The organism is Pseudomonas sp. GL93 (genome assembly GCF_003408955.1).
Taxonomy (GTDB): Bacteria; Pseudomonadota; Gammaproteobacteria; order Pseudomonadales; family Pseudomonadaceae; genus Aquipseudomonas; species Aquipseudomonas paracarnis.
This window is the reverse complement of record NZ_NKRF01000137.1, coordinates 12,202-27,043: the sequence shown is the minus strand read 5'-3', so window position 1 is coordinate 27,043 and position 14,842 is coordinate 12,202. Positions and strand designations below refer to the sequence as shown.

Below are 14,842 nucleotides of genomic sequence, written 5' to 3'. Positions count from 1 at the left end.
ATCGGTGTAGTTACGGCGAGTGGATGGATACATGGCAACCTCCAAGAGAACGATTTAAGTATCGCTTCTTGGCGTCCGTTGTCACGGGACAGGCCCACCAAAAGGGCTCTTGCCCCACCACTCGGCACCTCGCTTAGGCTCGGTGTGCCCGTAATCCGCCAGTGATTTGGGGGGCCGCCGCCACGCGCCTTCCATGGCGCGGGGCGGCTAAACCGGCATCCCTGCCGGTTTACCCCCCAAATCCCTGTCGAATTCCGGCCAGCGTGGTTTAACGGGGCGCCTAAGATCAAAAGCAGATCAAGATCAAGATCAAGATCAAGATCGGCTCGCTTCGCATCGTGGTGACGTGGGAGAAAAAGCGGCCTACTCAATGCATCTTGCTATGGTCCATCTTGCTATGGTCCATGCCATCCAGCCCACGGGCTGTCGCCTTCACTTCCACAGCCTGCTTTTCCCCCTTGGCATCTTGCACCGTAAGGGTCAGCGGCACCTGGTCGCCTTCCTTGATCTGGGCGGTCAGGCCCATCAACATCACGTGGTAGCCGTTCGGGTCGAGCTTGACGGTTTTGCCGGCAGGCAGGGCCACCGAGTCCACTGGGCCCATGCGCATCACGTCGTCCTTCATGCTCATCTCATGAATCTGTACGTCCTTGGCGACCGGCGAGGCGACGCTCAGCAGTTTGCTGTCGCTGTCGGCGGTGAGGGTCATGAAGGCGCCGCTGGACGGTTGGCCCGCTACGGAGGCGCGCACCCAGGCGTCGGTCACTTGTACTTGGGCGCTGGCGTGGGCGGCGAGGCCCAGCAGGGTGAGGCCGAGGGTGAGACGCTTGAGGTGTTGAACGGCAGTCATTAGCAGACCTCCATGACGGTGAGCAGATCTTCTGCGCACTCTTGAGCGGTAAGGGATGCCTGCAAGCCAAGGCGCAGGTTGCCACGGGTGTCGAACACGAAACTTGTGGCGGTGTGGGGGAGGGGATAGGGGTCGCCGGCGGGGATCTTTTCATAAAAGGTCCCGAACTCCTTGGCGGCCACGGCGATTTCTTCCGGGGTGCCATAGAGCGCTTCGAAGGTGGGGTCGAAAGCCTTGACGTAGTTGTTGAGAATCTCGGGGGTGTCGCGCTCGGGGTCCAGGGTGATGAACAGCACCTGCATGATCCTGCCCTCGCGGCCCATCAGCTTCTTGGCCTGGGCGGCGCGTGCCAGGGCTGTCGGGCAGACGGCGGGGCATTGGGTGAAGCCGAAGAACACCACCGGCATCAAACTGCTGTACGAGCTCAGGGTGACGGTTTCGCCGTCGGTGTTCTTGAGCTTGAAGGTGCGGCCCATGATCTTGTCACTGAGGTCCTTGCCGTACTTGAAGTTCAGCTTGGGGGTGTAGTCACAGCCGCCCAGCAGGCTGCTCAGGCCCAACAGGCCCATGCCTGTCAGCACTTTGCGGCGGGTGAATAACGTACTCATCAACTGTGCATCCTGTGAAACGCCTGCGAAGCAATGGAGCTGCCTCACCAGGCTTGGAAAAGGAGTAACGAGAAGGGTGCAGAGTCTAGCAACCCTGGCCCGCTTGCGTAATCTGCGACGTTCTGCCACAGGGGCGCGTCGCGCTTCATCCTTTTGTGGCTTCGGTGGTAGAGTCGCCGCCATGAAATTGCGCCACTCTGACCGCTCACTGATCGCCTGGGCTCTGTACTTCTGCGTGCTGATGAACCTGTTCGCCTGCGGTTTGGGGCATGGCCAGATGATGGGGCAGCAGCTCAACGGCATCGGCGGGCTGTTCTGTTCGGTGGACGGCGGCCAGTCGCCAATTTCCGACAAAGGGTTGGCAAACCCGTCTTCCAGCAACATCTCGAACTACTTTGCCTGCCCGGTATGCAACGCGGTTAGCGTCGCCCTCGTGTTTCTGATCGGCCTGGCCTGGCTGCTCGGCCTCACCCACGCCCCACGTGTCACCCATGAGCGGCGCAACAAGGCGCCGCCGCGCTATTGCTGGCCCTCGGCCAACCCCCGCGCTTCTCCCGCATCCTGACGTGTGCCTTGGGCTTCCTGTGACCAGGAGGCATTCTCTCGTCACGATTGTGAGTACGCTCTATGAACCCTCAATTGCCTGCCGGCGCCAGCCGCCTGGTCAGCAAGGCGTCGCGGCGCCTGCGTGCGCAGCCGGCGCTGCCTGATTACCCGAGTAATTCGCGCTGTTTCGTGCACCTGGATGCGCGCCTGCTGCCTCACTGGCATACCTTGTTCGACATCTGCCCGGCGCTGCTCAAGCTCGACCCGCCGGAAGGCCTGAACCTGTTTCGCGCCTTCATGACCTGGGCCTATCGCACCCAGCCGCCGTTGGACTGGACTTACCATTTGAACGTATGTCGCTGGTTGCTGAGTTCGGCGTACCGCACGCAGATCGATGAGGAACCGATCGAGGCCTTCATGGCCGCCGCGGCCGCGCGATGGGTGCTGACGGACGACAGCCCGGCGGCAGGCATTGTCCTGAGCTGGCGCGATTGGACCTTGTTCGATTGGAAGGGCTACCCTTCGATTGCCGCGCAGCAAGCGGCATTGCCGCCTCCCACCTGGGATTTCGCCTGGTGCCCATTGAGTGCGCAAGGCGCCTTCAGCGGCTGGCGGCCAGTGCCCTGAAGCGCCGCGCCCGGTAAGCCTCACGACACCCTCGGAAGCGCCGCACACTATGCAGTGTGCGGTGCCCGCAGGCTTGCATCGACCTGATGACTAGGCTCTAGGCTTCTTTGGTTTTGCAGGTCATCAGGTTATGTCTTCTTTGCATCACAACACGCCCACCCTGACGGTGGTCGACCCGCGAGGGTTAGCCGTGCGCAGCGTGGCGTACCATCGCAATACCGCGCAGCAATCACCCACCGCGCAGGTCACGCGGCAGGTATTCGACGCTCGCGGCCTGTTGCAGCAACAGTGGGACCCCAGGCTGTTTGAGTTGCACACTGCCGATTCCGACGTGCCGCCCAATCTGTCTCATCGTTATAGCTTGGGCGGGCAAGTGTTGAGCACCGACAGCGTGGATGCGGGTCGTCAGACCCGTTTGCTTGGCAGTGGCGGCCAGGTCGTGCAACGGTGGGACACCCGGGGCACCCACCAGCGGTTCGAATACGACCCGTTGCTACGCCCCGTGGCGGTATTCGAGCGCGCCGAGGAGGAGGCGGCTGACCGCTGCATTGAGCGCATGACTTACGCGGGCATGACGTCCACGGAGGCGGCGCGCAATCGTTGTGGCCGCCTGATTCGTCACGATGACCCGGCAGGCACGTTGCTCGTTGAGCGCTACGACGTGCAGGGCAACATCACCGCGCAAACCCGGCGCTTGCGCACGCCGCTCACGGCACCCGACTGGCCGCTGCCCGTGGGTGAACGCGATGCCCAGTTGCAAGACGAAGCCTTCACCACCACCTGGCAGTACGATGCGCTGGGGCAACGGCTGGAGCAAGTCGACGCGCGCGGCAATCGCCAGCAATCTCAATACGGTGTCGACGGCCAGTTGACGAAAAGCGAGATCCTGTTCAAAAGCGGAGCGCGCAAGACCCTGGTGGATCAACGCAGCGTCAACGCCTCGGCCCAGGTGTTGAGCGAACGCTTGGGCAATGGCGTGCTCAGCGTTGCCGAATATTCGGAGACCGATGGACGTTTGACACGCTTGAGCGCCCACCTCAAGGATTCGGCAGGCAAGCGACTGCAAGACCTCTTCTACAGCTACGACCGGGTCGGCAATGTGTTGCGCATCCGCGATGCGGCGCAGCCGACCCGCTGGGCCAGCAACGCGCAGGTGGAGGCAGTAAGCACATTCGAATACGACAGCCTGTCGCGATTGATCAAGGCTACCGGCCGTGAAAATGCGCGTAACACCGGCGCATCCGCACTGCCGGGGCGCGTCACGTTCGGTGCTAAAGACGACAACCTCTGGGGCAACTACACGCGCCATTATGCCTACGACTCGGCCGGTAACCTGACGCAGATGCGGCATGTGCCCAGCACCGGCAGCGGTTACACGCAACGGATGCAGGTGGGCGAACACAGTAATCACAGCGTGATTGCCCGCGAGGGCGCGAAGGCTCCGGGCCTGGGCGATGGCTTTGACCAGGGCGGCAATCTTATGGCTTTGACCCCTGGGCAGGCGTTGACCTGGAATGTGCGCAACCAGTTGGTTCGCGTCGCGCAGGTGCTGCGTGACAATGGCGAACATGACGATGAAATCTATCTGTACGACGGCGCCGGCCAGCGGGTGGTCAAGCGTCGAGTGGCTCATGGCAAGGCACAGGTCCACACCCATGAAGTGCTTTATTTGCCGGGGCTTGAATTGCATCGCCAGGGGCCGGATGGCGAATGGTTGAACGTGGTGCTCGCCCAGGCCGGGCGTCATTCGGCCAGAGGATTGCAGTGGGAACAGCTGCGACCCGAGGAGATGCTGGATGAGCAACTGCGATTCAGTCTCGATGATCATCTGGGCAGCAGCACCCTGGAGCTGGACGAGAAAGCCGGCCTGCTGAGCCAGGAAAGTTATTACCCGTTCGGCGCAACCGCCTGGTGGGCGGCGAAAAATGCGCTGGAGGCAAGCTATAAAAACCGGCGCTATTCGGGCAAGGAACGCGACGCCAGCGGTTTGTATTATTACGGCTTCAGGTACTACGCGCCTTGGTTGCTACGGTGGATCAGCGCCGACCCGGCGGGGGATGTGGATGGGTTGAACCTCTATGCGATGGTGGGGAACAATCCCATTGGATATGTGGATGATAATGGGTTGCAACGCCACCCGGCCCTTGAGTTGGTGACCTACCTGGTCATTGCGTTGCTGGTGGGGCACGCGGTAGGGGTAGAAATAGGTTCCGCCGCTCAGATCGCTTATTTCGGGTTGATACTGGGCATCGCGAGCGTAGGGTTTTACCTGCATCAATGGGCGGCGGCTCGCCCGCAACGGCGCCTCGCGTTTTATCAGCAGGAAGCTTTGCGCAACGCGCAGGAATTGGGCTCGCGACAGGGGGCCGACGAGGATGAAATCGCCGAACTGGCGGCGTTTTTCCTGCAGCACAGGCTGGCCACCCCAGACACCAAAAGTCTTTCCTACGGACTGACGCCGGCCGCGCGTGGCGGGCTCTATGGGTACCTTGGGCCCACTGAGCGCAGGAAGCAGGCTGAAACCGCTTCACTAACGGAGCGCAACCCTAGCTTTACGCTTGCCAGGTTGGGGTTTGTAGGGATAGAACTGCGCGCCCCGGCACGCAAGGTGGGCGCCAGCCCGCTTCCAGCGGCTGGGCTGACCCACACCGAAGTACAACCGCAAACCAGGGTCACGAGCGTGGGCCGCCAAGGCTCCGCTTCTGAGGAGCCCGCCGTGGAACCGGTAAGCCCAGGACCTTCCTCCGGGCTGGAGCCTGAGCGGCTCGTGATTGACGTTGAGTCTGTTCTCAATGAATTACGCGGCCCTGGCGGTGGGATTCTCAGGAACGTGATCAACCGCCTGGAAGCCCGCACCCTGGACTTTCATACCGGGCATGCCATGGCGGGCGGGCAGAATGTCCGTAGTTTTGACTTGCCGGGCTATCGCGGGCAGCGCGGTCGTGGCGCCTATCGAGTGATGATCCAGCACACCAGCGGGCTCAATTATCGGGCGGTCAGGGTGATGAACCCTCACCGCCGTTAATGCGCGCAACGTCAGTCGCAGGAACTCGGGCCGTGTAACGGCCCGGCTCTGTTGTCAGGTTGGCGTGTGAGTGTCGTTCTCGTCCTCAGCGATGCTGTACCAGGCCCAGTAAGTCTGACGCCGTGTGTCGCCATTGGCAGTGAGCACGCGCACCGGGCGCCCCAAGGCGTCATAAAAGTGTTGCTCGCTTTGGCGCGCGGTATTGAAGGCCGCATCGTCGATATAGCCGGCACGGTCGGCGAAGTAAGGTCGCCAGGTCCGCGCCAGGCCACCCTGGTTGTCGTACTCCACCCGGCCACTGATCCGCCAACGGTTCGCTGAGTCTGTTTGCTCGGCGCCTGCGCGCAATAGACCGCTGTCATCGACCTGAAAGGCTGGTCCCGGCGCAGCTTTTTCCTGGGTTTGCCGCACTCGGCCAAAGCCGTCGCTGAAGGCCAGGGCGACATGGATCTGCCGTTCCTGCGAGGTTCCTTGCCAGCGGTCGGCATGCAGCACCACGGCATGCACGGGCACTTGCCTGGCCGCCCGAATCAGGCGCTTGAGGGTTTGATGATGGGCCTGCGGGTCGGTCAGGCTGTTGAGCCGCACCCAGGCCGAGGCGCGAATATGCCCGCTGGGCAGCAGGTAAGCGCTACTGACCCAGGCTGCCTGGAGACTGGCGGACGGGATTTGTCCCATCCAACTGAACACATCGTAGACGCACGCACTCTGGACGTTGAGCAAGGCTGTCTGCGGATCTGCCAACGCCTGCGTCGGCCCGTAGTCGAGCGCGCGGGTGAAGGACTGGCGAGTGTCATGGCCGACAGGTTTGCTCTGCTCTTCGCCCTTGAGGCCGGTCGCCAGCAAATGCCCGTGGGCATCGTAGTGTGCATACCGCTGGGTACGCTGCGCATCGGTCACCAGCACCGGCAAGCCCAGACGATAGTCGTACTGTGCCTGGGTCGAGCAGCCGTCGGCCGATTGCACCTTGATAACGTGCAGCCCATAGGCATCGTATTCAGTGTGCGTGAACCCGTGGCTCAGGCTCGCCTGATGACGACGAGGCCGGTAGAAGGTGTCGGCTTGGCCATACCGGGTGTAACCCTGGCCGAGCGACCACAGGGTGATGGCCTCGTCAAGCCCGGCGGCTGGCGACAGGAACGCGGTCATGGGCCGATAGTGCTGTTCGGTCAGCGTGGCAGTGATAGCGCGGTCCTGATACACATCCAGGGCCTGCTGATCGAGTTCGGCTGTTTCGACGTAAGCGAGCAGGGCCTGAAAGTTCGCGGTTCCGGGCGGTAAGGGCGCAGTGTGTTCGGCCAGGCAATAATGCTGCCTCCACAGCCCGCCCAGTTGGCGTTGGGCATCCGGCCCCAGCGGGTTGGACGAGCCCTCGGCGACAAAGTGCTCATAGCTGATGGTGCTACCCGATAACGCCTCTTTGCTCAGCACCAGCGCGTTGTTGCGTTGCTGGTAGGGCAGCCGCAAGCGCCACCGCTGCGCGGCGTCCAAGTGGATGAATTGGGCGCAGGTCTCGCTCAGGTAATAAGCCTGCTGCGCCGAGTCGTGTGCGTCGCGCCACCACTGCTGCTCGTGGGCCAGCGCCGCTGGCGGGGAGTCGCTGGCAGTCTTGCGGCGGGCATAATCGACCACCACCCAGTGCAGGTTACCCGCGTAGCGGTCCCAGCGCAGATTCAGGGTGTGTTGGCAGCAAGGGTCATCCTTTTGGCGCTCGTAACGACAGGTCATCGATTCCAGCAGCAACGGCAGCAGAACGGCCGGCTCGCCGGCCTTGAGCGAAGGGTTCAGTTGGCGCACCAGATAGCGCTGTTGCTGCACTGAGTATGGCACTGCCTGCTGCGGCGCATCGGCGGCGGCATACACCTCTTCGCGCAGTAGGCTGCCCGCCAGCGCACGCTGCATGGCGCGCAAGGTCGAGGCGCCGGGCGCGGCGATCAGCGTATCGCGTGTGTGGCCGGCTTCCAGTTGGCTCAGCAGGGACGGGCCGAGCGTGGGGGCCTGCGCGTCAGCCGCGTAAAACGCTTCGCGCGGGGGCGTCAGCGTGTTGAACCAGCGCTTGGTCAACACGCCTGACCGTGCACGGGCAGTGGGCGGCTGAGTGGTTTGCAGCACCAGGCCGAAGCCGATGAACTGGCGCTCGTCACGGTCATAGCTGGCTTCGCGGTAACAAAAGTATTGGGTCGGGCGGTTGCCGCTGACCAGGTCCTTTTGCCGTTGCCGGTTGACCACTGGCACGGGGAACGCAAGGCTACTGTCCGGGGCCATTCCCAGTGTCTGCCAGTGGTGTTTCTCATCGAGCCATTCCTGGGCGCTGCTGCGGTAGTGCAATTGGGTAGCCGCTCCCATGTTGTTCAGGGTGGCTGTTAACAGGTACGGTTTGACGCTGACAAAGTCATAGCGCCAATGCTGCGGATGGATGTGCGGCACACTCAGGATCAGACTGGAACAGCCCAGGCCTTGAAGGTCGGCGAAGCTGACCTGGCACGTAGCGTCATGGCGCACCCCCTCGGGCCAGCGCAGCGTCATCGGTGCCGACGTCAACCCGCCGCCGGCGCGGTTCATGTAGACCTGCAAGTGGTCGGGTGCCAGGTAAATCAGGTCCACGGCGCCTGATCCATCCAGGTCGGCGAGGCGAATGTTGGCGGCATCGAAGGTGGCAGGGTCGAACGCCAGTGGGGCGAATACAAACCCCTTGCCGAAGCGACCACGCCCGAGGTTGGGCCAGCACTTGAGTTCGTTATGGCGAATGCGTACCAGGTGTTGTTGACCGCTGCCGAGCGGGTCGCAAAAAGCGATCAGCTCTGTCGGCGTGTGGCTGAGGGTTGGCAGCCCGTCATCGTCGGGCCCATGGCGCCCGTCCTGGCCAGGATCAAAGCCTCCGTCCTGGCGCTGGGCATAAAGGCGCACGCTGCGGCTGCCGATGAGGGCCAGGTCCAGCCTGCCGCTGCCCATCAGGTCGGCCAGTTGCCCGTGGGGGTGGAAAAACTCCTGGGGCATCGCCGCAAAAGGCACGAATCCCGACCATTGCCGCTGCGAGTCGAGGCTGAAAAAGCCGCTCAGCCCCGGTTGCGCCACCACCCATTCCAGATGCCCATCGCCGTTAAGATCCGCCAGCGCCTGGCGCGTGGCCTGGGTGCTATCAGCGAGGGGAATGCGTGGCAACGCCTGCCATGGCCCATACGCCAGCGCATTGCTGTCGGCCTGGCCGGACGCCCTCAGGGGCTCGCGGTAGTACCAGCTTTTATCGGTGCGGTGGAGGATGCCCGGCAAGCCGTCGCGGTACAGGTCGACCAGTTGGTAATGCTGCCCGTCGTTGATGCCCGCCATGGCGTCAAACGTTTGGTAGTGCGCGGTTTCCAGTGTCGGCCCGAAGGCGCTGTAGGCCAGCTCCAAGGGCGGCCAGGCACGGGCGGTGCCTTGGGCGTCATAGGCCTGGTTGTGCACGGCGAACAGGCAATTGCCGATGGCGTGGCGATCGGTGTACTCCAGCAACATGCGCCGCGTCAGCACCGGCTCGGCGCCCAGGCTCGGCTCGTCGGGGAAGTAATGAAACATCAGCACTTGTTGGCACAGCCGCCGGGTGCCGAGCTCAAAGCCATAGGCATAACTGCTGATCGGGTCGTTGCGGACCGGCCAGGCGTGTTGTTCGGCATAGGTCGGCACTTGGCTCAGGCCAGTGTGGCGTTCGCCATAATCCAGCAGCAGTTCGAAGTGCCATTGCTTGTCAGCGAGGGCGTCCGCGCGCCACAGCGCCAGGTGCTCAAGGGGCTTGAGGTTGCCGTAGCACACCCGCGCCAGATAACGCTGGGCGCGATAGTCCCTGGCGGCGCTTGGCGGCTGGTCGTCTGGTTTGTAGTGGTAATAGATCTGCTCACCCAAAGGGTTGAGGCTTTCCTGCAACAGCCATTGGGCAACACGTAGGCCGTCGTTCGGGTCTGCACACCGCGCGATCAGGGTCTTGCCGAACAGGTGCACGCAGCCGTCGCCCCCCTGAACCAGCCAGAACCCGGCCTTGTCGCTGTCGCAAGACCAATGCTCGATACGGTCGAAGCGCGCTTCTATCACCGGAAAATAGCGCACCACTCGGTGGGGTTCGTCTAGGGCCTGGCCGTTATAGTGGTCCCAGGTTGTGGCCTGAATTGCGCCGTCGGCATCACGCTCAGGGATCATGTCGATACCTTGGGGGCTGATGAAACGGTCGTCATCACCGTAGGCCGGTACGCCTTTGCGGGTATCACGGCTGATGGCGCCTGCCGACACCGCCCAGCCGAGGCCGAAGGGCCCGTTACCCTGGGAACTGCGATAACCCAGGCTCAATGCAGGCGTGAAGCCACGGCCCGGCGAAATCGGCAAGGACACCTCCAGGCACGCTTCGCCCCGTGTGCCCACGGCGCCCCATTGCGCGCTGGGGCCCTGGATGGCGCCACCGCCCTTGGGCAGCGCAGGAATCTTCGGTTCCAGGAGGTCGGGCGGCTGCACGCTCATCGTTGACCTCCGGTGTTTTTAGCGGTGTAGCGCAGGTGCACGATGATATCGGTGAGGGATTCGAGCAGGGCGTTTTGCCGGGTGTGGTTGGGAAAGGTCAGTTGCCAGGTGGAGATGGCCCCGGTGTATTCGAACGGCAGGTAACGCTCGTCGCTGTCGAAGTTCAAGGTGAACAATCCGCTGTCGTTGAGCCCGCTGGACAGGGCGATTTGTTGTTTGGCGCGCAGGTCTTTTTTTACTGCAGCTTCGGTGTGTTTGGCCGCAGGGGTGAGGTGCGTGGTGTTGGTGGTCTGGGTGAGGATGGCCTTGATATCTTCATAAGGCCCCAGCGTGGCAGGCAGGGACACGCTGAGGTGCTTGATGCGCCGCAGATAGTGGCCGGGGTAATCGTCGTCGAACAGCTTGAGGGTCAGTTCAAAGGTCAAGGTGCCAGTTTTCACCAGGTCAGCTTTAAGCGTGGCCCAGGGCTTTTCACGCGTCGCCACAGGGTCTTTGCTGTGCAGATGGCGCAACGACACGGTTTTAGTGATCTCCAGCAAACGCTCGTTGTGGGTGAGGTAGGCGCTGCTCATGCTCAGCAGATTGTGCTTGAGCGCTTCGCCGGCACTCAAGCCTCGGTATTGATGGGTCCAGGGCTGGGTTTGAATGAAGTGCTTGTCCCACTGCGCGCGCTCTTCCTGCCAGCAGGCCTCGGCCGCCAGGCACAGCGACAGCGTCGAGTCATAGGCCTGGTAGTAGAAGGTCGACAACTGGCCGTTGAGCCATTGATACAACTGGGCGTTGGTGAAGCGTTTGCCGAGTTGGTCGTACAGGGTTCGTGCTTGGGTGAAGCTGGCCTGGGCCAGGCCCAGTTGCAAGCGGGTATGGGCTTCCTGCTCGGTGTAAGCCTGCAATTGGGCGTCGACCTGCGTCAGTTCAAGGCGTGCCTGGTCCAGTGAATGGGCCCATTCGGCGGCGCGCCGGGCGAACAGGTCGGCGCGGTCCAGGTGGGCTGCGTTGGCGCGCTTATCATTGGCAATGCCTTGGGACGCCGCGTGCAGCGCGTGAAAAGCGCCCTCGTAGCGCACGCCGCCGTTGGAGGTGCCGAAAATGTTCGGTATCAGCATGGCCAGGCCCGCGCCGGCTTGTGCCACGGCGGCGGCGGTGTCCCAGCGCGCACTGTCCTGGTACTCCTGGGTGGCCTGGGCCTCGGCCGGGCTGATGCCACGCTTGAGTTGCTGTTCAAAGAACGCGACGCGTGCCTCGACAATGCGACGCCCGGCCAGCAAGGCCTCTCTGTTCCTGGCATCGAACTGTACGGCCTGGGCTTGCTGCTCGACGGCCAGCCTGGCCAAATCCCAGGCTTGCTGCTGCTGGGTTTCCAGGTACTGGGCCTGCTCCTTGCGTTCGAACAATGACAACAAGGTCGTCCCCAATTGGGTCAGGTTGTCGACTGCCTGCAACGCGTGCCCCAGCAGCACCTGGAAGCGATAGTGCGCGGCCTGGGCGGTGCGCAGCGACGGGCGCAGGCTGGCGCCGGCAGATCCTTGCTGGTAGGCAGCGAGCAGCGTTTGCGGCGACAGCGTGGCGGTGTACAGCGGCAGGCTCAAGGGCTTGCCGGTCAGGTCCAGATGATGGCGCAGGTTGTGCAGGCGAGATTCGATTTTGTCCCAACGCAGCAGCAAGTCAGGGCTCAGGGACCGACACAGCCGCGAGGTGTTCGCAGGCACTGCCTTGCTGTCGAGGGTGGAAGGGTTTTGCAGTTTGTCCAGGGTCGTGGTTGCCCAGGGATCCACCGGGTTGAGCGGCGGTCTTGGCCCGAGCAAACCCTTGGCGCGGATGTACCACAATTTGGCTTCGGCCAGGCTGTCACGGGTCAGTTGCCGGTAGGCCGCATCCCCGCGATTGAGCAGAATGTCGACGTACAACAGGTACAGCGCCTGGCGAAAATGTACCGCACTGCTTTTCGCCAATGGATGGGACAAGGAAGAGGCGTGGTGCCCTTGTGGCGTACTGGCAAGCAGCGCGGGCAGGCGCCAAACGTCAGATGGGTGGACGGGATCGAACACGTAGCGTATCCACGTTTCGGCCTCGGCGTATTGCTGTTCCTGGTTCAGGCGTTGCGCCAACAGCCAGGGCAGGTAAAGAAACAACTCCCAGTAATACGCGCCATAGGGGCCCTGGAAGTCCAGTGAGCTGGTGTCTTTTTCGTCCGGCAATGGTGGCTCGCGCCAGGCATCCGGCGCCAAGGCGAACAGCTGCTGCAAACCTGCGCCAGCGGTTTTTGCCAGGAGCCCCGCCACGCAGGTGTTGGTGCGTATGGGCGCTCGTTTGTTTTCAGGCTTATCGAGAGACTCGACAGTGGACCCGTTGAAGTCGATGAACTCTGCCGTGCCATAGGGCGGGGTAGCGAGTCGCCGGATAAACGGAGCCAGTGGAATGATGGGGGTGCTGTTATTGGGCGGCAGGGTGAAGGTCGCGGTTTTCAACGCGTAGCCCAGGATGATGGGGTCGGGGTAGTGCACATCGCTCTCCAGCATCAATACGCCGTGAATCAGCGTCAATGGGGAAGCCGTCGTGTTAGTGAGGTCCTCGTGGTAGGGGTGCAAGGTCTTGGGGGAGAGTTCTATCTGCGCTTCAAGTGTGTGCGTCTCGGACAGTTCGGTGAAGGTGTCGCGCAGGGTGCGCCGGGAGGCGTCTGCCAGGCCGACGAGTACCGTGTTATTGCGGTGGGGGCTTTCTGGTAATGCACTTTGTCCCTGCTTCGGAAACATCAATACGGGTTTGTACAGGCGTTGTTTCTGTTGAACCTGGACCTTGTCCAGTAACAGATCGTAGGCGTGGCTGCTGGACTCCGCCTGGTGGTTGTAGAACGACAGGGTAGCGGTGTAGGTCGCGTCCGGGGTGTTGAAAAAATAGTCGAAGGCTTCCTCGCTGATGCGTTTGTCGCGCAGATTGAATGTCGTGCTTTTCGGGTTTTCTTCATCTTTTCCAATCTGCGGCAGGGTAAAGGTCGCCGGCTGATTCGCTGCATTTTTTATGAATTGGGCATAGCTGACGCCGGTCTCATTGCACTTGAGGGTCAAGTCGATGCGCACGTTGGAGAAGCTTGCCAGCTTGGCGCCCTCCAGAAATATTTCAGCGGTGGGGCCTAACGCCAGCGTCGCGTTTTTGGCAGGGCCGCTGGTGCTGAGTGTGATGGTCAAATTGACCAGTGCATCTGCCTTGCTGAACCTGACAGTGCGGTGCGGCTCGAAGCGTTTTTCCAGGCGGGTGGTGACCTCCAGCACTGACGTCGTGCGGTTGAACCGGATATCGCTCTCAGCCGAAAGACTGCGGATATGCTGCTGATTGTCTTCGTAATTCCAGCCATTGGTGGCGTGATGGGGCGTGTGGTTCTCCAGGGAATCGACTTTGACCTGGACCGTTTCGGGCGCCCTGAACTGAAACCTGGCCCTGTTGTGGTGCCCGAACAGGGCCAGGTAGCGCCCGGCCAGTTCCGACTCTTTATGCCAGGAGAACATCCGCCGAGTGCTGCCCAGGGTTTCAAGCCAATGGACGTTGAAGTGTTGATCCAGCCGTATCGCTTGAAAGAAATGCCGATGCAGGCCGTTGTGCGAGGAAGCCGTTTGATGGTTCGGCTGTGCGCTCAGGCCCAGGAACAGTGACGGCGGTTGGCTTTTTGAATCGAGTACGGCGATGGACGCCGTGGCGCTCATCAGGTCTTCCGAGCTCAAACCGTCCAGGCCCTGTGCCAGGCTGTATTTCTGAATGCAGGCCTGCGGCACGCTCCAACTGTCATCCAGTTTTTTATAGGAAAAGTACAAGCGCAGCTGCAAGTAGGTGGTCTTGATCCGGGTTTCCAGCCGTTGCTGGTATTCCTTTTCCGATTCGAGATCGCCTCGTCCAATCGGGGTGATGTCTCTCGACGACGATGTGGGGTTGATGCATTGAGCCCACACCACGAAGAGGCGCCCATTGAACACCACCGGACGAATCGTCTGTTCGGGGACGTTATCGTCAATCGACAGCGGGATCTTTTGCCAACCGGACCAGGCTGCCGGGACGGCCGCGTCGCCCGAGGCCATCTTCAGCGTGCGCCAGTAATAGGTGTTTTCCGAGCTGGACTTGCCGGTGAAGTAATAAGTACTGCTGGCGAAGCTGTCTTTATCACCGTCTATATAGCCATTGAGGGTCTTGATGTTGGCGAGCGCTTCGAAGCCGCTTAAGTAGCTGTGGACGGCGGTGTGCAGCGGTGCAGGCTCGATACGAAATTGATTGAGCTGGTTTTCCAGTTGCCTGAAGTTGTCGCTTTTGTCATGCCGCAAGGTGGGGCTCAGAAAGCTTGCCGGATAGTGCTGGAGTTGCTGGTGTGCACGCCACAGCGAATAGGACTGCAACTGGTCCTGCCACTCGGTCTGTTCGTCAACGCTCATGCCCTGTTCGTCGTAGCCAGGCTCCAGGCCCAGGTAAATGCCGTTGATGTACTGCTGCACGCTGGCAATTGCACTGGCGATACGGGTGGTGGGTACCGTATGGCTGACTTGAGGGTCGAGCAGCCAGTAGGCATAGATATCGTCGACGGACTTGACGGTGTCGGCTACTGCAGCGTCTTGGGGCAGTACGCTGTTGAGGTAAAACCCCAGCATCGCATCGCGCAGGTGTTCGTTGAGGTGTTGAGTGAGGGTGTGAGACATGGTCATTCCTTGAACCGGTCGAAGT

At 61.8% G+C, this 14,842-nt stretch carries 7 protein-coding genes; 3 read left to right on the top strand and 4 right to left on the bottom strand.

Annotated elements, in window-relative coordinates; genetic code table 11:
• Positions 1-367: 367 nt before the first annotated feature.
• Positions 368-850: a copper chaperone PCu(A)C gene (locus CER19_RS28350; protein ID WP_116668812.1), complete on the bottom strand. Its 483-nt coding sequence runs from the start codon at positions 848-850 to the stop codon at positions 368-370.
• Entirely contained in the window at positions 850-1,458 is a 609-nt protein-coding gene (locus CER19_RS28345) for an SCO family protein (protein ID WP_116668811.1), read from the bottom strand. Before CER19_RS28345 ends, CER19_RS28350 begins: the two co-directional genes overlap by 1 nt.
• A gap of 181 nt (positions 1,459-1,639) precedes the next feature.
• Here CER19_RS28345 and CER19_RS28340 point away from each other — a divergent pair, with 181 nt between their 5' ends.
• The 3 genes from CER19_RS28340 (at position 1,640) to CER19_RS28330 (ending at position 5,656) form a co-directional block, all read left to right on the top strand.
• Positions 1,640-2,023 (top strand): DUF2946 domain-containing protein, encoded by a 384-nt coding sequence (locus CER19_RS28340; protein ID WP_116668810.1) that lies wholly within the window; start codon positions 1,640-1,642, stop codon positions 2,021-2,023.
• Positions 2,024-2,085: 62 nt separating this feature from the next.
• Positions 2,086-2,631 (top strand): putative natural product biosynthesis protein, encoded by a 546-nt coding sequence (locus CER19_RS28335; RefSeq protein WP_116668809.1) that lies wholly within the window; start codon positions 2,086-2,088, stop codon positions 2,629-2,631.
• 130 nt (positions 2,632-2,761) lie between these two features.
• Positions 2,762-5,656, top strand: coding sequence for an RHS repeat-associated core domain-containing protein (locus CER19_RS28330; protein WP_116668808.1), 2,895 nt, complete (start codon positions 2,762-2,764; stop codon positions 5,654-5,656).
• 54 nt (positions 5,657-5,710) lie between these two features.
• Here the strand turns inward: CER19_RS28330 and CER19_RS28325 are convergent, their stop codons facing one another.
• The gene (locus CER19_RS28325; RefSeq protein ID WP_116668807.1) at positions 5,711-10,141 is read right to left on the bottom strand and encodes a SpvB/TcaC N-terminal domain-containing protein; all 4,431 of its coding nucleotides are present in this window, start codon (positions 10,139-10,141) and stop codon (positions 5,711-5,713) included.
• The gene (locus CER19_RS28320; protein WP_116668806.1) at positions 10,138-14,817 is read right to left on the bottom strand and encodes a neuraminidase-like domain-containing protein; all 4,680 of its coding nucleotides are present in this window, start codon (positions 14,815-14,817) and stop codon (positions 10,138-10,140) included. Before CER19_RS28320 ends, CER19_RS28325 begins: the two co-directional genes overlap by 4 nt.
• Positions 14,818-14,842 lie beyond the last annotated feature (25 nt).